Source organism: Paenalkalicoccus suaedae, from assembly GCF_006965545.2.
GTDB classification, from domain to species: Bacteria; Bacillota; Bacilli; order Bacillales; family Salisediminibacteriaceae; genus Paenalkalicoccus; species Paenalkalicoccus suaedae.
Genome location: NZ_CP041372.2, coordinates 2,416,257 through 2,440,088, shown reverse-complemented (window position 1 = coordinate 2,440,088; position 23,832 = coordinate 2,416,257). Strand labels below are relative to the sequence as shown.

The window sequence follows — 23,832 nt, the reverse complement described above, 5'->3', positions numbered from 1 at the left end:
GCTGGTGTGCATTCTTCATTGCGCAGTCTGCAATTCACCCTCGCTCGTGTGCATTAATTTAGGGTGTCTGCATTTTGTGGTCCGCGGCGCGCATTTCCATGATGCTTGTATGCATTCCTCATCACGTAGTCTGCAATTCACCTTGTTCTGTGTGCATTAATTCTGACCGTCTGCATTTTGTGGTCCGCGGCGCGCATTTCCGTGATGCTGGTGTGCATTCTTCATCGCGCAGTCTGCAATTCACCTTGCTCTGTGTGCATTTATTTTAACCGTCTGCATTTTGAGGTCCGCGGCGTGCATTTCCATGATGCTGGTATGCATTCTTCATCACGTAGTCTGCAATTCACCTCGTTCTGTGTGCATTAATTCTGACCGTCCACATTTCAAAACCCGCACCAGCCAACCCAGCAACCCCACCCCCAACAGGTCCTACATCCAATTACGCCTAAAGGCTTAGCAAGATTACTCCTCCGGCACATTATGGCAAATCACACCCCAAGGTACACTTAGGTTAATAAATGAAAGGAGGCTCACGCAATGAAAAAATTTCTGTTAATCGTTTTAGCTGTCATTGCTGCATTGACTGTCATCGCAAACTTAATACCGATGATCCTGCTCGCGATTGGAGGGTACTTACTTTATGTATGTATCAAGCAATTCAAGCGAACGACATCAACCGGCGCAAAAGTCATGTGGACGATCTTTGCTGTTTTAGTTGCAAGTGTCATTATTTCAAACATTTACGCGGTCATTGGAGTTGCTGCACTGTACTTCCTTTACGTCATGGTTCGTAGCTGGAAGACAGATGGCGCCATTGATGTACCAAAGAATGTGAATCCGTTCGAAGACTTCGACCGTGAATGGTCCAAATTAGCAAAAAAATAACCCACACGAGGAGTGAGAGAGATGACATCAATTTTCACACGAATGAAAGAGACGATTAAAAAAGATTGGCAAGGCATGCAAAGTGAGTATCAGGAGACGAATCCGTTAAAGTCGCTTCAACACTTTTTACAAAGCGGGGAGCAGGAAGCGGATAAAGTGAAGGCGTTAATTGCCAAGCAGTATGCGATTAAAGAAGAATTTACGGAGGAGCTTCAGCAGGCGGATGCGATGATTCAAAAGCGCTCGGAGCAACTAGTCGTGGCGGAGGAAGCGGAGGATGAAGAGTTGATTGCGTATGCAGAGAAGGATCTGCACGCTTACCAAGAGCGAGCGGAGCGATTAAAGCATGGGGAAGAAGAAGCAATCAAACAAATTCGTCACTTAGAGAGAAAGCTTGAAGAAATGAATCATAAGCTCGCGGATATGCGGATTCGTCAAATGGAGCTCAATTCTAGAGAGAATGTCTCTCGCGCCGAATCATACATGCGCCAAGCGACAGAGCAACGAGAAGCATCGTTTTTACCCGCGGATCAGCCATCGGACACAGAGCAAACGCCACAGCTGAAGCTCGCTGATCAAACATTTGACCAGAGAATTTTACTACTAAAAAATCAGCAGCAAAAAGACAACTAATGGTACACTAAAGAGAGTGAAAAGGGGGAGCAGCATGATAAGAAGAATTCAAACAAACACGTTTAACCGCATATTACTTATTGCGCTCGCTCTCCTTGCCTTAGAGGTTGTCATCTCTGGCGGGGGATTTTTAGTGGGCATTGGCATTTTTGCCTTCGTCATCTTTTTAGGATGGAAAAACTACGATTCTTCTTTTGGGAAGGTCGTTTTTTGGATTGGACTATTAGCACAAGTTCTACTCTTCCTATCTTTATTCGCTGTCCAATTCTTTATTGTAGCGATGCTCATTGTTTTCTTCTGGCAGTTTAGAAAACGACGTAAAGAGCCTGAGCTTGTAAAGCCATATTATAAAAATCCAGAGGACAGCAAGCATCGGTTAATAGAAGTAAGGCCGCTTATGGAGCAGCGCTTTATCGGAAGCGATCGCACGAGTGATGCGGCATACGAGTGGCGTGACATAAACATACAAGGAGCCGTAGGGGATAAAGTCATCGACCTTTCTAATACGGTAGTGGCGTACGATGCCATTGTCTCTGTCCGTCATTTCCTAGGAAATATTACGATCTATGTGCCGTATGATGTAGATGTGTCTATCCATACGAGCTTATTCTTTGGTAAAGTGACCATTTTTGATGAACTCGACAGGAAGCTATTAAATGAATCGGTTCACTACAAGACCGAGGGCTACGCCGATGCAACACAACGAATAAAAATTGTACTTTCATCAGTCAGCGGAGATGTTGAGGTGAGAAGACGATGAATCGACTCACCATTCAGCTGTATGTCACATCGATTTCGCTCGCTGTACTTATGATCACACTTGGACTATTAACATACATGACATTCCCGATTGAACTTGGTCTACTCTGGTCACAAACATTATTTAGCTTGCCGTATATTGTGACGATATCTCTTATTCTTCTCGGCGCCGCATTCTTTTTTGGACTTATTACCGTTTATTTTTGGCGCAAACAGGCGGGCGCTGTGAACAAATCATTAGATACGATCTTAGACGGACGAGAGCTCGAAGAGAATATGGAGCAAGCTGGACCAGATCTCCGACCAATTTTTGAGAAATTAACGACGCTACAGGAACGAGTAAACTACCAGCGAGAGCTGTCCCAACGCCTTGCCACACAGCAGGCGGAGGAACGCGAAGAAAGCTTGCAGCAAGTCGTTGCAGAAGAACGGAACAGATTAGCTCGTGAGCTACACGATTCTGTCAGTCAGCAACTATTTGCAGCATCGATGCTCATTGCTACAGCTAATGAAACACAGGAGCGAAGTGAACAATTAGAGCTTGTTGAAAAAATGGTGAACCAAGCGCAAACAGAGATGCGAGCATTACTTTTGCATCTCCGCCCAGCACAGTTAAAAGGGAAGCGACTTGACGAAGGTATACAAGGTCTTATTCAAGAGCTAGAGCAGCGTGTACCTGTTCGAATTATAGCGAAGCTCGAGAATTTGAGCTTAGCTAAAGGAACGGAAGACCATTTGTTTCGTATCGTACAAGAAGCGATGTCTAATACACTCCGCCACGCACAGGCGACGCAGATGGAGCTACTTCTTATGTATCGCGAAAACACCGTCATTTTACGAGTGACGGATAATGGCAAGGGCTTTGTGCCCGAAGAGACAGTGGCATCCTACGGACTACAAACGATGAAGGAGCGTGCTGAAGAAGTTGGTGGGACGCTTAAGGTTGTCAGCGTATTAAATCAAGGAACGAAACTTGAAGTGAAAATACCGATGGTGAAGGAGGCGACGTAAATGATTCGCGTACTTTTTGTTGATGACCATGAAATGGTACGAATTGGGGTTACTGCATACTTAAAAGCGCAAACAGACATTGAAGTCGTAGCAGAAGCGAGTGATGGAACCGAAGCAGTCGAACTCGCGGCAGAACACAGACCTGACATTATCCTCATGGATTTAGTCATGGAGCCAATGGATGGGATTGAAGCGACGAAAAGAATTATGGAATCGTGGCCAGAGGCAAAAATCATTATTATGACAAGCTTTATTGACGATGATAAAGTCTATCCTGCACTAGAAGCTGGAGCGCACAGCTACATACTAAAAACGTCACGTGCAGGAGAGATCGCAAAAGCAATTCGTGATACACATGCAGGAAAGGCCGTACTTGAACCAGAAATCGCAACAAAGCTCATGACGCGCGTAAGACAACCGAAGGTACATCCTCACGATCAGCTTACAGAGCGTGAGCGCGATGTATTAAAACTGATGACAGAAGGCATGTCTAACCAAGAGATTGCCGACGAGCTATTCATCGCGCTTAAGACCGTTAAGGTGCATGTGTCTAATATTCTTCATAAACTCGGCGTTCAAGATCGAACACAGGCCGTCATTTACGCATTAAAGCAGAAGATGTATTAAGACAACTCTTCTGCTACATGCCTCATAAAAATTGAGATGACATCTATGTCACTATTCATGTATAGGCTACGACAGCCAACGGCATCCTCCATCTCATTAAATAATAAGCCCCCGTCTTCTTTAATAAGGAAATCGAGTCCAACAAAATCAAGAGGGAGAGAAGCTGTAATTTTATTAATTAACACTTTCTCCTCTTCGTTCAACTCATACAGTCTAGCTTGACCACCGAGGGAGACATTTGCCCGAAAGCTCGTTTCTGATTCACGAAGAATACCTGCAATGATTTGCCCGCCGACGATATAAACTCGCAAGTCTTTACCTGGCTTTCCACCTACAGGCTGCCAAAGAAGCTCGTCATGAAGGCGATCGGATGTGCGATGTAGGTGCCGCATGCTCTCGATCCATTCGACTCCGGTACCACCTCGACCAGTAGGATCTTTTACAATAAAGGGGTAGGAGTTACTGCCTACTTCCACTAAACGATCCTTCGTCAATGCTTTTGATGGAAGCATAGGCACGCCGAGTCTCGACATAAATGCATGGCTGAGACGTTTATCGTTTGCAATCCTCGCTACGCCTGAGTGATTAAACACAGGGATATTGGATAGCTCTGCGGCTTCGTTTAGCCAAGGTGTGCAGGAGCGATTAATAATAAAGCTAGGTGCACCACTTGCTTCAGGCGAGTAAAAGCAGTCATGCTCTGTTACAGCAGCTTCAATAGATTCATAAGGAACAAGATCCAAGGGGAGCTCATACATATTTGCCGCTTCTAGCATCCACATAATAAAGCGTTTATTCCGTTCAATATCCTTCGTTCGATAAATGAGCCAGCCTGTCATGCGTTCGTTCGCCTCTCTCTCGTCTGGATAATATGATCGATCATGTCATATTCCACTTCAACACCTGTACAATCAAAGATGCTTTGTAAATGAGGGTTTGAATTTACCTCACAAATCACCGGTCCATTGTTCGTTTGTAAAAGGTCAACTCCTGCAAAATCGGTTCCGCATGCCTTCGCTGCAGCAATAGCTAAATCTTGCTCCGCTTGAGTAGGGGAGTAAACCTCTGCGCTACCTCCAGCAGTAATATTGGCTCGAAAGTCTGTCGTTGAATGCCGCTTCATCGAAGCCACGACTCGATCACCTACTACATTTAATCGGAGATCATTTCCGAGACTTTCCACGATAGCCTCCTGATAGAGATGTTCAACTGATGATAATTTCTCCGCGATCCTCTCTAATTCCTCTAAAGTTTCTACAAAATAAACCTGCTGTCCAAATGATCCATACGCTTCTTTTACAATGAGCGGCAGACCAATCGTTTTAACAATTGTATGTAAGTAGGTAGGGGTAGTGTGATGGTAGCGTTTAGGCGCTAAAATCGTCGTAGGCGTCGGGATTTGATGCTTATGTAAAACCTGATGCATCGTATTTTTATTGTCGCACGTCGCAATGCTGTGCGCCGAATTATAAACGGGGATCCCTTGAGATTCTAATGCCTGTGCGAGCGAGATATCCTTATCTGCGAAGAAAATAAAGTCAGGATGCGTAAAAGGTGTGGAGGCTGCGATATGTGTAGGGCCTGCTGTCATCACTAATAGGTCGTCATTTGCGACCTTTGTTAGGTGGATACCACGAGAAGTAGCTGCTCGCACAAATCGATCCTCGTTTGAGATAAATTTTTCGGTACGAAGGCCACCGTTATAAATAAGTAAGCCGTGAAGCGTCTGCATAATAAGTTACTCCTTTTCCTGCTCGTTGTAAGGTATACTAACCACTATAATCGTAATAGAACGAGAGAAGCAAGCTGTATTGATATGAAGGAGGCTGATGTGTGTGGGCTATGAGTCTTGTATACAAGAAAGAGAGAATGTAGGGATTTCCTACGATTTAGAGAGAATGGAAGAATTAATGAGTGAATTAGGAAGCCCTCAAGATCGGCTACCTATCATACATGTAGCCGGTACGAATGGAAAGGGTTCTACCAGTCTGTATTTAGAGGCTATTTATGCGGAAAACTATAAGGTTGGCGCATTTATCTCTCCGTCATTTGGCGCACCATATGAAATGATTCGATATAACGGAAAGCCGGTCTTAGAAGGATTAGTAGAGGCCTCCTATTTATTAATAGAGCTTGCGGTTGAGATCGTAGAGGAAAGACGAGGAGAAAAGCTAAGCTCTTTTGAAGTTTGGACAGCGCTTATGTTTATGCTGTTTGCAGAAGTGGTGGAAACAGATATTGTTATTGTGGAAGCGGGTCTCGGAGGCATGCTAGACTCAACGAACGTACACCCCATGCCTTTAGCCACTGTTATCACGTCAATCGGTATGGATCATCAGCAATTTTTAGGTCAATCAAGATATGAGATTGCGCAGCATAAAGCAGGGATTATGCGTCCGTTCGTTCCTACTTTTACAGGCTGTGACGAGGAAGCTAATGACTGGTTGCGTGATTTTGCTAAGCAAATGAAGGCTCGCTACCGTGCTCCGATGGAAGTTAGTTATCAAGCTCCAAACATAGTAAAGCTAGAGGGGGAAACGATTCCCTTACATGCTCCAGGAAAGCACCAGGCTCAAAATGCAACACTTGCGTGGCAAGTCGCGAGCCGATTAAAAAAACAATTTTCTGACGTGTCTATTCAGTCTTTGTCGGATTGCAAGCTACCTGGTCGATTTGAAAAGCTTCACGAGGAACCTGCCATCTATGTCGATACCGCACATAATATGGAGGCGATTCGAACTGTTATTCAAACGATAGAGGAATCATCTGATATAAACAATCCGTCGTTTCTTTTTTCTGCAATGAAGGATAAGCCGTTTAATGAAATGATGGACGAGTTAAAGGAGATTGGAGAGGTTACTGCCTACTGTATGGACCAGTCTAGGTCGATCCAAGTAGAAGATTTAGAGGGGTTAGAGGTAAATGTGACGAAGGATGCGTTACTGTTTATACAAGCATTTATAAAAAACCATCCTGACGAAACGCTAATTGTTACTGGTTCACACGCTTTCATTGCAGAAATAAAACAAGCTCTTTAAGTCGTAGCAATAGTGCATGAGAGGAGGGATTTTAAAAAGAATCCCTTCTCTTTTTAAACTTTGTCTTGGAAATCCTTCCAAAGTCTAAATTTGTAGGATAAAATGAAATTATGACTTATTACATAACGGAGGTTTAAACGTTGATATTTTTATATATGTTTATTGGTTACATACTATTTTTAGGGTTATTACTCATCATTCCATCCGTGTTTAGTAGAAAGCTTACCGCTATTCTTGTCACATTCGGATTTATTTTATCATTAATTGCGTATTCCGCATTTTCTACTTTAACCTGGTGGGGAGCGGTCCTTACGATGCTAGTCGTCGCCCTTTTGGCTGCCTACTTAGTGGCAAATCGTATGCCGACCTCGTTATTAGAAGAAGAGACCGAAGAGGATGCTATTTCCGAGGAAGCGGCAGCGTTAGAGGATGACGCACAGTCTGAGACAGTTGTGGAGGAGGAGCCGCCAGCAATGGGAAATGAGGACATACATACCGAAGAAGCGGCGGTAGTTTCTGAAGAAGAAGTAGGAAATAACCAACCAGAAGCCTCTGAGCAAGTGGAGGAATTGGTTAAAGAAGACACAGCAGAAGACGATTACTACCAACCGGTAGAAAGAAAGCCGCTTGAGGACGAGGAACCAGAAGAGATGGAAGAGGAAGAAGCTCTTCCTAGTAGAGTGGCGGATAAAACGGAAGAAGAGAAAAGCAGCGATAGCGTGATGTCACGTCGCAAAAAGCTTTTTGAGAAAATGGAGAAACGCGATTAATGGGGGTTACTACATATGTCTAAGAATCAATGGTTTGCTGCATCCTTCCTCGTCATGGCTGGAAGTATGCTGTTTATCCTCGTTTTTGCTTTTACAGCAAACCTCATGTACGAGTTTGCTTTTGGGGAAGAGAGATTTGAAGAGAATACGCAAATAGCATCTGTCGACGTGTCCGGAATGGGACGAACGGAAGCGATTGAAGTATTACAAGAGGAAGCAATGAAATGGCAAATGGATGCATCTATTTATGTGACATGGTTTGAAGAAACAGTCGAGATTCCATCTAGCGCTGTCACCGTAATGGTTGAGCCAACGGTTGATCGCATGCTCGAGACGAGACAAACGGATGGACAGCTCACTATGGCAATGAATCAAGCACAAGTGGCGGAGGCAATCGATCAATTTACCTTCCGTGAGAATATGCGTCAAGACGTGCGCATGGAGGGACTTATTGAAGCAATCGAGACCGAGATCTCATCCCTTCCAATGGACGAAACAACGGTTATGCTTCACGATCACTTAGAGCCGTATGCGATTCCAGAGCATGGTCTTATTTATAGCGCATTCCGTTCTCAAGTAGGCACACCTCTTTTAGAAGAGGCGATTGCGAATATGGATAGCATTGTGATCCCAGGAAAGTCCACCTTTTCTGTCCTCGAGCATTTAGAGGTGTTAGAGGATGAGGTAATTGAAGAGGAATCGTTGACGGCTCTTGGGTCAGCTATTTTTGAAGCACTTGCAAACACGAACTTTGCGGTTATTGAAAGACATGCAAGTGCACAGCTTTATGAGAGTGTACCAATTGGGTTTGATGCAAAGCTCGAAGAGAACAGACGTGATTTATCGTTTTATAACCCAAACGACTACGACTATGAAATTCAAGTATTTACAGACGGCTTTAATGTAGAAGTATTTGTGTATGGTCATGAGTTCCCTTACGAAATTGACGTGAATGTCGAAGAGCTTGCGGAGATTACGCCTCTAACACGTGTTAGATACTCGACGACGGCAGCAGAAGACAATCCATCTTCCGTCGACAGTGGGGAGTCTGGTTTTCAAGTTCAAACGATTCGTACGCTCAGCTATGAAAGTGAGCCTGAGCCAGTAGAAGAAATCATCGCGGAAGATTATTATGCACCAATTCATGCGATTGAAGAGCGTAATATTAATGATCGTTTAGTAGAAGAAGAGGAGCCAGAGTTTGAGGATCCTTTAGATCCACTAAACCCACTTCCAGACGATCCATTAAATCCCGATGACCCGTTTAATCCAGGAGACACGAATGGTGATGATGATCCATTTGGTGATACTCCAGATAATTCTAACGGTTTTGGAGACAACGGATCGAGTGACAATGATCAAAATGGAAGCAATAACGGATCATACGGTGATTCGAACGGAGATAACGGTTCTAACGGATCTGGCAGTGGTTCAAATGGCTCAAACGGGTCAAGCGGCTCTAGCGGAGGCTCCGGAGGTTCGAATGGTTCAGGATCAGGTGGAAGCTCTGGTAACGGATCAAACGGAGACTCTAACGGCAATGGCAACGGCAATGGCAATGGCAATGGCAACGGCAATGGCAATGGGTCAGGCAGTGGCAGTGGATCAGGTGGCTCTGGCAGTGGATCAAATGGTTCTGGCTCAGGAAATGGCAATGGCAACGGCTCCGGAGGATCAAACGGTGACTTCAATGATTGGTATGATGAAAACGGGGAGCCAATCAAAGGATACTCTAACTAGATGGAAGGTGAGGTCTGATGGCACAAGCACGTAAACGTCTTGGTGATCTCTTAGTTGAGGCAGGCCTACTAACAAAAGAACAAGTAGAATCAGTTGTAGCTAGTAAAGGAAAGCTAAAGCTCGGAGACGCACTCATTGAGCGAGGCTTAATCACCGAGCAACAGGTGATTGAGGTGTTAGAGTTTCAGCTAGGTATTCCACATATAAAGCTAAATCGATTTCCGATTGATCCACAGCTAACCACCTTAATTCCAAAGGAAATGGCGGAGAGAATGATCGTCTTTCCTTTGGAGCGTAAAGGTGGACAGCTTCGAGTAGCTATGGAAGACCCAATGGATTACGTGGCTTTAGATGATCTGCGTATGACCACAGGCTTTGAAATCGCTCCGGCTATTTCTGGACGTAAAGAAATACTCGAAGCGATTTATCAATACTACCAACCACTCCAAGGCGAAGACGTGGAAGTGGAGGAAGTCGAAGAAGTAGACTCTGTTGCGACTACCTTAACGGATGACGAGCAGGATGCTCCGATTATCCGCATTGTGAATCAGCTACTAGTAGGTGGATTACGTAAAAGCGCAAGTGATATCCACCTGGATCCTCATGAGAAACGCGTCTTAGTTCGCTATCGTATTGATGGCATGATGCGGACAGAAAAAGCGCTCGCAAAGCAAAATCAAAACGCAATCGTTGCTCGTATTAAAATTATGGCTAATTTAAACATCACAGAAACGCGCCTTCCTCAGGATGGGCGCGTAAAAGTTATTATTGATACGAAGCAGGTCGATCTTCGGATTTCGACCATGCCTACTATTTTTGGCGAAAAAATTGTGGTTCGTATTCTCGATACAGACCAATCGACGAAAACAATTGAGCAACTTGATTTCAATCCAGTGAACGAGGAAGCATTTCGTAAGCTGTTAAAAAAGCAGGCAGGGATGATTTTAGTAGCTGGTCCAACAGGTTCTGGTAAAACAACAACGCTTTACTCTGCCTTACATCAATTAAATACAGATGACGTCAACTTAATTACGATTGAAGATCCAGTTGAGTATCAAATAGAGGGGATCAACCAAGTGCAGGTAAACCCACGCATCGGTCTTACCTTTGCATCAGGGCTGCGAACCATTTTAAGGCAAGACCCTAACATTGTTATGGTTGGAGAAATACGTGATGGCGAAACAGCTCAAATTGCTATTCGAGCGTCTTTAACGGGTCACTTAGTTTTTAGTACGATCCATACAAATAGTGCTGTAGGAACAATCCCACGTTTGATCGATATGGGAATTGAGCCCTTTCTCGTCACATCTTCCTTAGCAGGCATCGTTAGCCAGCGGTTGATCCGTAAAGTATGCGAATCATGTAAAGAGGAGTATCAACCGACAGTGGTCGAGAAAAAACTATTTGAAGATCGCGGACTAGAAGTAGATACGCTAATTAGAGGTGCTGGATGTCAGGCTTGTAATCATTCCGGTTACAAAGGTCGAATGGCGATTCATGAACTATTAGTCGTTGATGATGAAGTACGTAAAATGGTTTTAAATAACGAATCTGTATCAAGCATTCGTCACTATTTACTAACGAACGATATGCTCTTTTTATTGGATGATGGCTTGTTTAAAGCAAAACAACATCACACATCCATTGATGAAGTATATCGCGTCGCAGGAGACGATTAGTGTTCATTGAGGTGAAAAAATGAAAGAGTTTATTGATGAGTTGCTACGGGACGCTTTTGCAAAAGGGGCGTCAGACGTACATATTACAGTTGGGGTTCCACCTATTATTCGTTTGCACGGCGATCTAATCAGAGTATCTGACGAAGTGATGAAGCCAGTTGCTACGGAATCTATCGCACGTGCGATGATACCTGAGGCACAGTGGAGTCGCTTTGAAAAAAAAGGGGAACTGGATTTTTCGTATAGTGTTCGAGGCGTCTCTCGTTTCCGAGTAAACGCCTATTTCCAAAGATCGTGTGTAAGTCTAGCTATCCGCGTTGTTCCAACAACGATTCCAACAATTGAAGAGCTAAAAATGCCAGATATTTTACGTGGCATTTCGAAGAGACAACAAGGGCTTATCCTCGTTACTGGTCCTACTGGATCAGGTAAATCAACGACACTTGCTGCCATGATTGATTTTATGAATAAAACGATGAATCGTCATATTATCACACTCGAGGATCCGATTGAATACTTACACAAGCACGGTAACTCGATCATTGACCAGCGAGAAATTGGGTTTGATACGCATAATTTCTCTAATGGCCTTCGCGCTGCCTTGAGACAAGATCCGGACGTTATCCTAGTTGGGGAAATGCGAGACTTAGAGACGATTAGTACGGCAATTACCGCAGCTGAAACGGGGCACCTTGTCCTTGGAACGCTCCATACATCCGATGCTGCATCCACCATTGATCGTATCATCGACGTGTTTCCTCCTGAGCAACAAGGTCAAATTCGCATTCAAGTGGCAACTGTTTTATCAGCCGTTATTTCACAACGACTGCTTCGCTCCGAAACGGGTCGAGTAGCTGCGACAGAGATTTTAGTCAGCAATGGCGCGATTAAAAACCTTATCCGAAGCGAAAAGATTTATCAAATTCCGAGTGTCATTCAGACGAGCAAAGCACAGGGCATGCACACACTCGAAATGTCCGTTAAAGAACTATTAAAACAAGGATCAATTTCAGCAGAGGTTGCATCCTATTTCTTGACAGAGTAGGTGATGAGACGTGCCGGTATTTAAATATTACGGCAGAAACGAAAAAGGGACTGCGGTAGAAGGAAAGCTTAAGGCAGGAACAGAGAGAGAAGTTCGAGACAAGCTGGAACGGCGCAAAATAAAGCCGAAGGAAGTACAAGAATTAACAGGTTGGATGTATAAAGAAATCCAGCTCTTTCAACGAGCAAAAACGAAAGACCTCGTCATCTTTTTAAGGCAAATGACGACGCTCATACAAGCCGGAGTCTCAATCGTAGACAGTATTCGCTTGTTAGGAGAGCAAACGAAGCAAAAATTGTGGCGTGAAGCGTTTCAACAGATCGAAGAAGAGGTTCGAGCTGGTAAGGAATTCTCCGCTACGTTAGAGTCCCATCGCAATTTATTCCCTGCCTTACTTACTAACATGATTAAAGCCGGTGAAGCTGGCGGTAACATTGATGAGGTTATGGAGCGATTAGCTGTGTATTACGAAAAACAGCATCAGCTTAAGCAAAAGGTCATTTCTGCAATTACCTATCCAGTGATTCTTGCAGTTATTTCATTGGGAGTAGTCTTATTCCTTTTAGCGGTTGTCGTGCCATCATTTGCAAGTATGTTTGCCGGATTTGGAGCGGAGTTACCTCTGATTACTCGTTTTGTTTTAGCGTCAGGTGATTTCTTAACAACGTGGATTTGGCTACTCATACCGGTAATCGGACTCGTTATTGCCGCTGTTGTTTACGCAAAACGAGACCCGAATATTGGCTATTACTTAGATTTACTTTTACTCCGGACTCCGATAATCGGAGGCGTGTTGCAAAAAGCAGCGATTGCTCGTATGTCTCGTACTTGGGCCTCTCTCTTTCAAAGCTCCGTCCCAGTTCTTCAGGCAACCGCGATCGTTGAGCGAGTTGTGGGGAATGAAGTACTAGCGCGAGTTATTCGTGAATCCAGAGTTGCTTTGGAGCGTGGAGAATCAATCGCAACACCAATGGAGGAGCATTGGATCTTTCCACCATTAGTCACACAGATGGTTGTTGTAGGAGAAAAGACAGGTGCTTTAGACAAAATGTTTGAAAAGGTCGCCGATTTTTACGAAACTGAAGTAGACCAGTCTACAGAGCGGTTAAAAAGTCTCCTTGAACCTCTATTGATAGCCTTTATGGCAGTGATAGTCGGGACTATTGTTGCATCAATTGCTATTCCGATGTTTGAAATATTTGAGACTATTCAATAATTTAGTTTGCATTTCATCAATATAGTGAATATAATAAATACAAAAGAACTATTTGATAGGTTAAAGTTTTGGATGTCGCTACCAGCATCGCACTCATTTACTATTTATCTGGTCCATAGGATATACATAGCGATCCTCCCATACTTAAATTGTTCAGAATGGTTCAATTGACTCAGAAACAGGAGGAATCATCATGAAAACATTAAAGAAACAGATGCAAAAAATGCTTAAGAATCAAAAAGGTTTAACACTTGTTGAGCTATTAGCAGTAATCGTTATTTTAGGTATTATTGCAGCGATTGCGATTCCGGCGATTGCAAACATTATTGATAACTCACGTAAAGATGCTCACATTGCAAACGCAGAAGCACTAGTAAATGCTTCGAGATTAGCGATCGCGGGTGAGAATATTGTAGGAGACGAGACTTTCGTTGTTGTTGGAGATACTGAGGGTGAAGACTTGGTAGAACTTGGTTATATGAATGATTCTTTAAGTGATCCAGACGGTGGAACTTATGATGATGCATATGTACGATATACTGCTGAAACTAACTCCTTTGAAGTTTTTCTCGATGATTACTTACGAGATGCAGCTGATAGCGACACTAACGGAGCTGATATCGAAGATCTTCGTGGTGAGAACGGAAGAGATAGAGTACAAAGATAAAGAGAAAAAAGGAAAAACCACATTTGCTTCGGCACGTGTGGTTTTTTCTTTTTACTATTATTAAATTTGCTTTTTAAAGAGGGGCTCAGAAACTTAATTAATTTTAAAGTTCAGAGCCTTCAGTCCCAAAGAGCCCCTAAGGACAATCCGTGAGAGTAGAAGGTTTTGGAGATCCCACAGTAGGCGTTTAGAGAAAGACGACAGTCGAACTCTGCCGACGAGGAAGCTCCGAGGCAACCCTCACAGATGTCGTAACGTGTCTGCAGGGGCGACAGCCCAAACACCGGTTTCTACTATTAAAATACACATTTCTTCAATCCCTCGCATTTCTCTACAAAAAACGGTTTATTCTTGCGCAGAAAAACTCTATAATAGGAAATAGTTGTAATGATTGCTGAATGTAGGAGAGACGCGATGGAGCTGTTTATATACATATATCTTTTTCTAGTCGGGATCACGTTAGGATCCTTTTATAATGTAGTCGGACTCAGGCTTCCAAAAGGGGAGTCAATCGTGACACCTAGATCGCACTGCACCACCTGTGATCGCACGCTCCATGCGACAGAGCTTATCCCAGTTTTTTCTTACCTCTTCCAAAGAGGCAAGTGCAAAGGTTGCAAAACAAAGATCTCTGCTCTTTATCCAACAATGGAGCTTTTAACGGGACTTTTATTCGCTTACAGCTATTATCACTTTGGCTTCACAGCAGAGCTCGTAGTCGCACTTTTACTTATATCGTTATTAGTTATTATCGTTGTATCGGATCTTTCATCGATGCTAATTTTAAATAAGGTACTTTTATTTTTCTTACCACTATTCGTAATACTACGATTTACGATAGCGCCATTAGAGCCAATATGGGATGCGCCACTCGGTGCAGCAGTTGGATTTGGGTTATTATTTCTCCTCGCCATTGTTTCTAAAGGCGGTATGGGTGGGGGAGATATTAAGCTATACGGCGTCATTGGGTTTGCGCTCGGACTAATGGGGACGCTCACCTCGCTCTTTATCGCGGCAATGCTCGGACTAGTCGTCGCTGTGATAAACCTTGCTTTTAAATCATTTGATAGAAAACGCGAAATACCGTTTGGACCATACATAGCTGTCGGTGCACTCATCGCGTACTTTTTTGGACAGCAGCTCGTAGATAGCTACCGAGCGTTATTCTTTTTTTAATGAGACAGGAAGGGGAAGACTATGAATCCTTTTACAAATACAACACGACATGCGCTTATTATTCATGATCACGTGATCCGTTTTGTTAAAGCAAAGCGTTCGTCACTGCGTGAAATAGAATTAATGGAGGAGCGCTTTATTCCTCAAGGAGTCCTTCAAAATGGACGTATTGTTGAGCTCGATACGTTCGCTACAATTTTGCAGGAAATCACAGATGAATGGAAGCTACGTAAAAAGAAAGTGATGTTTACCATTCCAGATTCCATGGCTGTTATTAGAAGACACCAAGTACCTATAACAGTTCATCAGGATGAGATTAGAAGTCACCTTTATATGGAGCTTGGCGAATCCCTCCATCTTCCTATCGAACAACCTGTTTTCCACGCGCACGAGATATCCGCTAATGAAGAGACGCGAGATATGCTGATCTTTGCTGCGCCAGAAGAAAATGTTGTCATGATCTCGAAGCTATTGAAGGAAGTACATATAAAGCCTGTCGTCGCGGATCTCGTGAATCTTTCTTTATTCCGTTTTTATGAGTTAATGGGGTTCAGAGAAGAAGAGCATATGATGATGCTTCAGGTGTATCCAACGCATGTTCACGCAACGATCTTTGATCACGAGTTACCGCTTGTTATGCGAACGATTCCACTTGAGTCAAATTCAGACAAGTGGAAGCTTGATTACGGTGAGCTTCGTTTTACCGGCGAATCAGAAGAGTTGTTATCTGGATGGCGAGATGCAGAGGACGAGATTGGAAAACTATTAAACTTTTATCAATATAACTACCAAAGTGGGCAATCAAGCGTTGGCAAGATTGTTGTAAGCGGAGATCATCCACTACTTGAAAAATTAACAGAGCTTGCCAAACAAACATTTACGCAAAAGGTTGTCGGCCTGTTCGAATTAGAAGCAGAAACAAAGCGCCAGGAGCGAATCGAAGCACGATTCTACGAAGCGGTTGGACTCGCAATGAAAAAAGAGGTGTAACAATGGCAGTTGAGATAAATTTATTACCACATCAGTCAAAACGTGATCGTACGTTTTCGCTTTCGCTCATACTTGTAGGAAGTATCGGAATCATCGGCCTAATTGTCCTTTTATTCCTTGGCAATCAAGTAGAAGATAATCGTATGGCGAAAGAAGCAGAGTTAACCGAGGCACGTGTAGAAACGACGATGCTAGAGCAAGAATTAAGTGAACTAGATCCTGCAGATGGAGGCGAACTCGGTCAAAAAATCGAGGAGCTCGAAAACAAGCGAGTACCTTCTTTTGCCGTTTTATCTACCATTGTTGCTGCGATGCCGGAGGAGGGCAACATTACATTATTTGATTACACGTTCCCTGCTGATATCGAGATGGAGATTGTATTAACAAGCATGTCTGATATCGCTCAGTTCCAATATAATCTAGAGCAGTCACCAATGATTCAAGAAGCAAATGTAGAAGCCGTTCTCGGGGAGGATATTGAAGAGGAAGTAGAAGAAGACCCATTCTGGTACGAAACGTACATTCCTCAATACTTCACAACCTACCGACTCGTCCTGCATCCAGATGCCGTTCGCGCATATTCAGACGAGCAGGAAGATGAGGTGGTGTTACCATGACACGAAAACATTACAGTATATTAGCAGGGTTAGCGGTTGTTATTATTATTGCTCTAATCGCCGTATTCTTCGTGCAGATTCAACCAGCAAGAGAGGCCTCTGCCACGCTTACAACGCAGGTTGATCAGGAGCGAGAGCTAATTGCACAGCTAGAGGATCAAGTAGAAGAGCAAACGTTAGAAGCTGCGACTCGTGACGATCGATCGACTGAATTACAGCGCCGCCTGCCGGTAGTTAAGCAAACGGATCAGTTCATTTTAGACATTAACCGAGCAGAAGAAGTTTCTGGCGTTCGCGTGCAGGACATGCTCATGGCTTATGACCTGCCTGTCTATGCGTATGAAACAATTGGCCCAGCGCTTCGCACCGATATCGAGGATCCAGCGTCTACAGCGGTAGATGTTCGCGTTGACGATGAGGAAAACGAAGAAAATGAAGAGTCTGTGAATAATACTTCAGAGTCAGCCAATGAGACAGCAGATGAAAACAATGAATTAACGGACACGGAAGAGCAACCTGTTGTGGACGACGAAGCAATTATTGAAAGGCAGCTTGAAGCGGGTGAAGAGCTTCCTCGTGGAGCTGTGCAACAAGGCCCGATCGATGGCGTCTTAAAACAAACAGCTACCATCACTCTGCATGTTAATAATTACGAGAGCCTATCAACCTTCTTACAACAGTTAGAAAATAGTGTGAGAATCTTAAATACGGAGTCTATCGTCTTTTTAGGTGAGGAAGAGGATCGGATTTTTGACGGTGAGACCAATATCTTTTATGAAGTACAAGTCTCAAGCTTCTATTACCCTGAGCTCGAAGAAGAATTAGAATCAGAAGCGCCAATTATTGATTACAGAGAGCAGGAAGAAAGAGAGCAACCGTTCTTAAACTAACTTATTCAACGCCATAACAGTTTTGTTATGGCGTTTTTGTTACAATAAAGATAACTAGTTCTAGCACGTATCGTTCATTCATAGACTACTACTAATCTATGAGAGGAGACTGATTCGCTTGCTACATCAAAAAAAGACAAAAACCATTTCATTTTCTAAAGAGAAAGAAAAGAGAGATGAGCTTAGACGCCCATCTATTGATAACGGAATAAGCTCTTTTAGACCGGGTATCCTCAAATGGAGTGTACCGATTAAACAGATGGTCGTATTTTTAGTAATCGCCTTGTTCGGCGCCTTATTAATAGGAGGAATACTAGGATATGTCATGCTCTCATTTGTAACAGCCGAGGGGAGTGGCGGCGATACGCAAGCAACTACTGTAAGCGCCACCACTACTCCTGCAGTCTCAGCAAATGACGCGTCACAAACATGGTACATTTTACAAAGTGGTGCCTTTCAAACCGATGAGATGTTAACCTCACACGAAGCTCTGCTACATCAGCAGGGCTTTCCAGTTATGCTTTTTAAAACTAATTTAACCTACGTATGGGTCGGCGCATCGACTGATCAGGAGCTACTAGCAGCTTGGTCTCAAGTAGCTGCGGATAAAGGTATACCAGTCTACGTCAAAAAAATAGATGTAGCGATTGATTCAAGCCTAGAGAAATCGGTACAATTATTAGATCAGCTCTCTCAAGTAAGCCTTGCTAAAATGCTTGGTAACGATATATCTGACGAAGCTCTGGGAGACGTTTCTGCCATTGTGCAGGCAGAGGGGAGCTCGTTTGATTGGTCAGAGGAAGCAATGGTACTATCTTTACTTAAGGATAATCCTTTAGAGCTACAAGTAAATATCATGCAAGAATTAGGCACATATGTGTCACGTGAATAATTCCAAAACAAATGTTCGCTTTTTTATTGCAGAAGGAAGAGATAGGTGCTATAATCATCCTATATCTTCCTTCTTTATCAATTTTTATTTGAGGAAGGATGATTCTACATGAAGCCGATTCTATTGGCCTCACAGTCTCCAAGACGTAAACAATTACTTGACCAGGTGGGTATCACTTTTACTGTCAAGCCAAGCGATTACGAGGAGGACCACTCATTAGCATTACCCCCTACAGAACTTGTTCAACAATTAGCCTATGAAAAAGCCCGTGACGTTTTTGTTCGTGAAGAAAAACAGAATTCTATTATCATTGGCGCTGATACCTTAGTAGCATTAGACGATGAGGTGCTTGGTAAGCCTCGAGACGATCATGATGCTAAACAAATGCTGATGCGTTTATCAGGGAAAAAACATCAGGTTCACACTGGTGTTGCCATTCTTTCTTCGACTCAAGAGTCACGCTTTACCGAATCGGCTGACGTTTACTTTTATCCCTTAACAGAAAGCGAAATAGATGCATACATAAAGAGCGGTGAACCAGCTGATAAAGCTGGAGCCTACGGTATTCAAGGCCTCGGAGCTACTCTCGTGGAGAGAATAGAAGGCGATTACTTTTCCATTGTGGGATTACCAATAGCAAAGGTTGTTCGTGTCATCAAAAACCACTACTAAAGCTCAAAGGAGGTTTTAATGGCAACACCTATGCTTATTCGTGATGTTCCAAAAAGTGAACGTCCCAGAGAAAGAATGATTCGAGAAGGTCCACACGTATTATCCAATCAAGAATTAATCGCCATCCTACTAGGTACAGGCACGCGCACAGAGCCTGTGCTACAGCTTGCAAATCGACTCCTTCATGAGTTCCATGGATTAAAGCTTCTACAAGATGCCTCGATCGCAGAGCTAAAAGACATTAAAGGAATAGGCGAGGCCAAGGCAGTTCAGCTGCGCGCAGCCTTAGAGCTTGGTCAAAGGCTCAGGCAGCTCTCGGTAGACGGTGACTTCGTCATCAGATCTCCAGAGAATGTTGCAGCCTATATGATGGAGGAAATGCGCCACTTAAAACAAGAGCATTTCATTGCACTATATCTCAACACAAAAAATAAAGTCATGCATAAAAAAACGCTCTTTATAGGTAGTTTAAATGCGTCAATCGTTCACCCTAGAGAACTTTTTAAAGAAGCTTTTCGCTATTCAGCCGCGTCACTTGTCTGCTTACACAATCATCCATCGGGTGTGCGCCTGAAGCTTGCGTTAACTAGCGACCATTAGGTTTAGAATTTCTCACAACATTCTATAGTCAGCACCTTACCTTTATCGGAAACGAGACAAGGGACAATAGCATGGTGTAAAAAGGGGGAACGAAGTCCCTCAGACTAAGCATAATAAGGTAAAAGCTATACTGCCTGAACTCTAGACTGTAGCGCGTAAGGATGCGCCAATAGTGACTGTCATACTTGTTATTCACCCGATAACGATTATAGTGAGAGACAGTCAGCGTCAAAGTCGAACGGAGTACCTACGTTATGCGTATCTAGTTGACTCAATCATTCAGGGATTGCCTAAGTAGCCACCGGCTATATGGTAACGGAGTCTCCATAGTACTCAACGTTTATTTGTAATGAATATAGCATGGGGAAGGGAGACAGGTTAAAAAGAGGAGGCATGAAGTGAGTACACGTTTGCCAAGTAAACTAGCTGCTATACCGTTCTCTATTATTCAGCTTGCGTTCAGCGAAGCGAGGGAGAAAAGAGGCTACTCAAATGATCACTATCACATTCGCACATTAGCTCATAATCCACTAGGTAAAAGAGCTCTGATTCATTTACCAATGAAGAAAAGTGGCTCGTTCCTAGTTACAAAGTTGCTGGGTCTTTATTCCGTATCCACGCTGACAACGAGTATACTCATGGACGTTTACGAAGATAGTGATCATCCGCTCTATAAAGATGTAGTAGCACTTGTTACATACCTTGTATTGGCTCAATCCTATGAACAATTTTGGTTTGATGGACAGTGTGTCGTTTTTTCTAAAGAAGAGACGTCTAGACATACTGCCATTCTAGCACCATTAACGTTCCTTCCTACTTCCACTAGGATAGAGCTTTTTGGCTATGAGCTGTCTGAGAGAGGATTATCGATCCCAAGACCCACTCTGCAAGCAATGGCTAAAAATCATGGATACGGGTGCTACTACTCCTTCACATCGACGCATCGCGCTTCTTTAGCTTCTTTGTCTGAAAAAGAGATAATAGCAAAATATGAGCAGGAGCTTCATCGTTTCAAAAAAACATTTCGCTACGTTCCCACTACGTATGCAGTGTCTAAGTTAACAGCACTTGCAGAAGCAAGTCTGTTAAAAACAATTGCATACAAACGATCTACAACATCTAAAAAAGCATACGCACTCCTGACACGTCTTGGTTTTAAACGACCACTTCTGTCTCGCTCTATGTAACTGGCGAGCCGTATACGGTGAAAGTCGTACGTACGGTTCTGAGGGAGGATCTTGAAACCGGCTTTAAGTAGCGCGGCGCAAGCATTCGACCCTACGATCCATCACCAAGTCAAGAAGACATTGATGTTACACAACGCATAGTAGAATGCGGAAAACTTCTAGGAATTGAGTTACTCGATCACATCATCATAGGAGACGATCAGTATTATTCACTAAAAGAAAAAGGGTATATTTAAGTATTAGAAACGAAGACTTTGAAAGCTAAAGTCTTCGTTTTTTCGTGCTTGGATTGCTGAAGTGCCAACTAGTTAAGAGATTCGAGCAGCTCTAACGAGATTTGGTTGCTGAAGGCCAAGTTGCTTCTTACAGTTTTCTTCGTGTTTGGAGTTAGAGGAGTCAGCTCTATGAATGCCCTACGACATTAGCAGGGTCAGGGCCTGAGCCTACTCGTCAGGCAGGAGTCGACTGTCGTCTCCTCCTAAACGCCCTTCTGCGTGGTCTCATTCCCTGCCTATTCCTGCTAATTGTCTTCGGGCATTCTCCGAGTCTGCCTCCTCTAGAGCTTCTAGAGGACTAGAGCAAATGCTGGGTAAGATCAAAACCGAAACCAAAAACGGCTTTACCTTTTAATACTGCTAAAGTGCCTAAGCAATAAAAGTTCGACTACGTCTTTCTGATCGAAGACCTCAATAGGAAAGAAGAAATTATGATGATATCGACTACTGAAGTGACACGGAAACTCGATCTTATGAAGAGCAAGTTGCCGGAAGTGATGTGCAAAGTGAGAGAAGTGACGAGAAAGCAAGCAGTGAAGCGAATCGCCACCGTTGTGAAGAGAAAGTCCGAGGTTAAGAAGAGCAAATTGCTGGAAGTGATGTGCAAAGTGAGAGAAGTGACGAGAAACATCGAAGTGAAATACTACTATTCTAAAGAAAGTTCTTCTCTTGTGAACTCTTTAAATTAAACGCAGAGCTGGCAGACCCGAAGGACATTCGGAGACAATCCATAGGGGAAAGAGGTTTTTGAGATCCCACAGGAGGCGATTAGGAGGAGACGGCAGTCGACTCCTGCCGACGAGGAAGCTCAAAGACCGGCCCTATGGATGTCGTAGAGTGTCCGAAGGGCTGACAGATCGGAGTGCAGATTTAAACTAGTAGGCACATAAGCAATTCCAGCCCGAAGAGCTGGGGAAGTTGCACTTAACTAGTAGGCACATAAGCAATTCCAGCCCGAAGAGCTGGGGAAGTTGCACTTAACTAGTTAGCACTTAAGCAATTCCAGCTCGAAGAGCTGGAGGAAGTTGCACTTAACTAGTAGGCACATAAGCAATTCCAGCCCGAAGAGCTGGGGAAGTTGCACTTAACTAGTAGGCACATAAGCAATTCCAGCCCGAAGAGCTGGGGAAGTTGCACTTAACTAGTTAGCACTCAAGCAATTCGAGCTCGAAGAGCTGAGGCACTTGCATTTAAACTAGTCAGCACTTCATCAATCTAGCTCGAAGAGCCGAAGCACTAAAAAGCTCCAAACATGAAGTGCATACAAATGACGCATATGTTAGGATGAATTGAGTAATTTTGTGACTCGTCGTAAAAATGCTACTCTTCTACCTGTAGATTGAGTATAATAAAACGTATGGGCAAATTAGATATGTCATGATTTTTGATAGATTGAAGGGAGTAACAATAGATGTTTTCAGGTTTTTCAAAGGATTTAGGAATTGATTTAGGGACAGCAAATACGCTCGTTTATGTAAAAGGAAAAGGTGTTATTTTACGCGAACCATCGGTAGTCGCGATTCGTTCGGACTCCGGTACTATAGAAGCAGTAGGGAACGATGCTAAAAATATGATCGGCCGTACGCCAGGTAATATCGTTGCGATTCGACCAATGAAGGACGGCGTTATCGCTGATTTTGATACGACGGCAACGATGATGAAGCACTTTATTAAACAAGCACTAAGCAAGCGTTCACCTTTCGCAGGTAAACCAAACGTAATGGTTTGTGTACCGTCCGGTATTACTGCAGTAGAGAAGCGCGCGGTTGAAGACGCAACAAAGCAAGCTGGAGCAAAGGAAGCTTATACAATTGAAGAGCCATTCGCAGCTGCAATTGGAGCAAATCTACCAGTCTGGGAACCGACAGGTAGTTTAATTGTTGATATCGGTGGAGGAACAACCGAGGTTGCGATCATTTCTCTAGGTGGTATCGTTACAAGCCAGTCCGTACGTGTAGCAGGCGACGAAATGGACGATGCAATTGTCCAGTACGTGAAGAAAACATATAGCCTTATGATTGGAGAACGCACAGCAGAAGCCATTAAATTCGAAATTGGGAATGCAGGCGTTGCTACAAAAGAAGAAACAATGGACATTCGTGGACGAGATCTCGTTTCAGGTCTTCCAAAAACAATTTCGATCTCAGCAGAAGAAATTGCAGGAGCATTAGCAGATACAGTTACGTCTATCGTCGAAGCAGTGAAGAATACGTTAGAGCAGGCACCGCCTGAGCTTGCAGCTGACATCATGGATCGCGGAATTGTGATTACTGGTGGAGGAGCATTGCTTCGTAATCTTGATAAAGTGTTGAGCGAGGAAACAAACATGCCAGTAATTATTTCGGAAGATCCGCTAGATTCTGTTGCTGTAGGCACAGGTAAAGCGCTTGAGAATCTTCACCTTTTCCGTTCTAAGGCAGGAATTACTTCTCGTTCAAGCCGCAAATCGTAAGTGGGTGTAAA

At 43.6% G+C, this 23,832-nt stretch carries 23 protein-coding genes and 1 pseudogene; 22 read left to right on the top strand and 2 right to left on the bottom strand.

Annotation, left to right across the window (positions count from 1 at the left end; all coding sequences use genetic code 11):
- Positions 1-537 precede the first annotated feature (537 nt).
- Genes FLK61_RS13160 through FLK61_RS13140 form a run of 5 tightly spaced genes read left to right on the top strand, consistent with a single transcriptional unit; the run spans position 538 to position 3,915 of the window.
- Positions 538-885 carry a lmo0954 family membrane protein gene (locus FLK61_RS13160; RefSeq protein WP_176009852.1) on the top strand — a complete coding sequence of 116 codons (348 nt, stop codon included), beginning with the start codon at positions 538-540 and terminating at the stop codon, positions 883-885.
- 21 nt (positions 886-906) lie between these two features.
- Positions 907-1,518: a PspA/IM30 family protein gene (locus tag FLK61_RS13155; RefSeq protein ID WP_176009851.1), complete on the top strand. Its 612-nt coding sequence runs from the start codon at positions 907-909 to the stop codon at positions 1,516-1,518.
- 34 nt (positions 1,519-1,552) lie between these two features.
- On the top strand, positions 1,553-2,278 hold the full coding sequence (liaF, locus tag FLK61_RS13150) for a cell wall-active antibiotics response protein LiaF (protein ID WP_176009850.1): 726 nt from the start codon (positions 1,553-1,555) through the stop codon (positions 2,276-2,278).
- Positions 2,275-3,288 carry a sensor histidine kinase gene (locus tag FLK61_RS13145; RefSeq protein WP_176009849.1) on the top strand — a complete coding sequence of 338 codons (1,014 nt, stop codon included), beginning with the start codon at positions 2,275-2,277 and terminating at the stop codon, positions 3,286-3,288. Before liaF ends, FLK61_RS13145 begins: the two co-directional genes overlap by 4 nt.
- The gene (locus tag FLK61_RS13140) at positions 3,289-3,915 is read left to right on the top strand and encodes a response regulator (RefSeq protein ID WP_176009848.1); all 627 of its coding nucleotides are present in this window, start codon (positions 3,289-3,291) and stop codon (positions 3,913-3,915) included. It abuts the gene before it with no gap.
- On the opposite strand, the gene FLK61_RS13135 is transcribed toward FLK61_RS13140, so the two are convergent.
- Positions 3,912-4,754 (bottom strand): ATP-grasp domain-containing protein, encoded by an 843-nt coding sequence (locus tag FLK61_RS13135; RefSeq protein ID WP_176009847.1) that lies wholly within the window; start codon positions 4,752-4,754, stop codon positions 3,912-3,914. The two genes, FLK61_RS13140 and FLK61_RS13135, sit on opposite strands and share 4 nt — an antisense overlap.
- Positions 4,751-5,647 carry an ATP-grasp domain-containing protein gene (locus tag FLK61_RS13130; protein WP_176009846.1) on the bottom strand — a complete coding sequence of 299 codons (897 nt, stop codon included), beginning with the start codon at positions 5,645-5,647 and terminating at the stop codon, positions 4,751-4,753. The genes FLK61_RS13135 and FLK61_RS13130 overlap by 4 nt, the downstream gene beginning before the upstream one ends.
- A 103-nt stretch (positions 5,648-5,750) precedes the next feature.
- On the opposite strand from FLK61_RS13130, the gene FLK61_RS13125 reads away from it, so the two are divergent.
- The 17 genes and pseudogenes from FLK61_RS13125 to FLK61_RS13045 all read left to right on the top strand — a co-directional run bounded on the left by FLK61_RS13125 (position 5,751) and on the right by FLK61_RS13045 (position 23,821).
- Complete coding sequence (locus FLK61_RS13125; RefSeq protein WP_176009845.1) at positions 5,751-6,953, top strand: bifunctional folylpolyglutamate synthase/dihydrofolate synthase; 1,203 nt, start codon at positions 5,751-5,753, stop codon at positions 6,951-6,953.
- A 140-nt stretch (positions 6,954-7,093) separates the two neighbouring features.
- A complete protein-coding gene (locus FLK61_RS13120; protein ID WP_176009844.1) occupies positions 7,094-7,723 on the top strand; it encodes a hypothetical protein in 630 nt (209 codons plus the stop codon).
- Positions 7,724-7,738: 15 nt separating this feature from the next.
- Positions 7,739-9,463, top strand: a complete 1,725-nt coding sequence (locus FLK61_RS13115; protein WP_176009843.1) for a VanW family protein — start codon at positions 7,739-7,741, stop codon at positions 9,461-9,463.
- A 17-nt stretch (positions 9,464-9,480) separates the two neighbouring features.
- Entirely contained in the window at positions 9,481-11,142 is a 1,662-nt protein-coding gene (locus FLK61_RS13110; protein ID WP_176009842.1) for a GspE/PulE family protein, read from the top strand.
- 19 nt (positions 11,143-11,161) lie between these two features.
- The gene (locus tag FLK61_RS13105; RefSeq protein WP_176009841.1) at positions 11,162-12,187 is read left to right on the top strand and encodes a type IV pilus twitching motility protein PilT; all 1,026 of its coding nucleotides are present in this window, start codon (positions 11,162-11,164) and stop codon (positions 12,185-12,187) included.
- Positions 12,188-12,197: 10 nt separating this feature from the next.
- On the top strand, positions 12,198-13,403 hold the full coding sequence (locus FLK61_RS13100) for a type II secretion system F family protein (RefSeq protein WP_176009840.1): 1,206 nt from the start codon (positions 12,198-12,200) through the stop codon (positions 13,401-13,403).
- Between the two features lie 193 nt (positions 13,404-13,596).
- Positions 13,597-14,070 carry a prepilin-type N-terminal cleavage/methylation domain-containing protein gene (locus FLK61_RS13095; protein WP_249777597.1) on the top strand — a complete coding sequence of 158 codons (474 nt, stop codon included), beginning with the start codon at positions 13,597-13,599 and terminating at the stop codon, positions 14,068-14,070.
- A 414-nt stretch (positions 14,071-14,484) separates the two neighbouring features.
- Entirely contained in the window at positions 14,485-15,246 is a 762-nt protein-coding gene (locus tag FLK61_RS13090; RefSeq protein WP_176009839.1) for a prepilin peptidase, read from the top strand.
- 21 nt (positions 15,247-15,267) lie between these two features.
- Positions 15,268-16,236 carry a type IV pilus biogenesis protein PilM gene (gene pilM, locus FLK61_RS13085; protein WP_176009838.1) on the top strand — a complete coding sequence of 323 codons (969 nt, stop codon included), beginning with the start codon at positions 15,268-15,270 and terminating at the stop codon, positions 16,234-16,236.
- 2 nt (positions 16,237-16,238) lie between these two features.
- Positions 16,239-16,853, top strand: coding sequence for a PilN domain-containing protein (locus tag FLK61_RS13080; protein WP_176009837.1), 615 nt, complete (start codon positions 16,239-16,241; stop codon positions 16,851-16,853).
- Positions 16,850-17,743, top strand: a complete 894-nt coding sequence (locus FLK61_RS13075; protein WP_176009836.1) for a hypothetical protein — start codon at positions 16,850-16,852, stop codon at positions 17,741-17,743. Before FLK61_RS13080 ends, FLK61_RS13075 begins: the two co-directional genes overlap by 4 nt.
- Before the next feature lie 118 nt (positions 17,744-17,861).
- Positions 17,862-18,635 (top strand): hypothetical protein, encoded by a 774-nt coding sequence (locus FLK61_RS13070; RefSeq protein ID WP_176009835.1) that lies wholly within the window; start codon positions 17,862-17,864, stop codon positions 18,633-18,635.
- Positions 18,636-18,743: 108 nt separating this feature from the next.
- A complete protein-coding gene (locus tag FLK61_RS13065; RefSeq protein WP_176009834.1) occupies positions 18,744-19,307 on the top strand; it encodes a Maf family protein in 564 nt (187 codons plus the stop codon).
- 18 nt (positions 19,308-19,325) lie between these two features.
- Positions 19,326-19,907, top strand: a complete 582-nt coding sequence (radC, locus tag FLK61_RS13060; RefSeq protein ID WP_176009833.1) for a RadC family protein — start codon at positions 19,326-19,328, stop codon at positions 19,905-19,907.
- Positions 19,908-20,305: 398 nt separating this feature from the next.
- Positions 20,306-21,094, top strand: a complete 789-nt coding sequence (locus tag FLK61_RS13055; RefSeq protein ID WP_176009832.1) for a hypothetical protein — start codon at positions 20,306-20,308, stop codon at positions 21,092-21,094.
- A gap of 95 nt (positions 21,095-21,189) precedes the next feature.
- Positions 21,190-21,330, top strand: a pseudogene (locus FLK61_RS13050) (JAB domain-containing protein); the annotation flags it as partial.
- Between the two features lie 1,450 nt (positions 21,331-22,780).
- Positions 22,781-23,821, top strand: coding sequence for a rod shape-determining protein (locus FLK61_RS13045; RefSeq protein WP_176009831.1), 1,041 nt, complete (start codon positions 22,781-22,783; stop codon positions 23,819-23,821).
- Positions 23,822-23,832 lie beyond the last annotated feature (11 nt).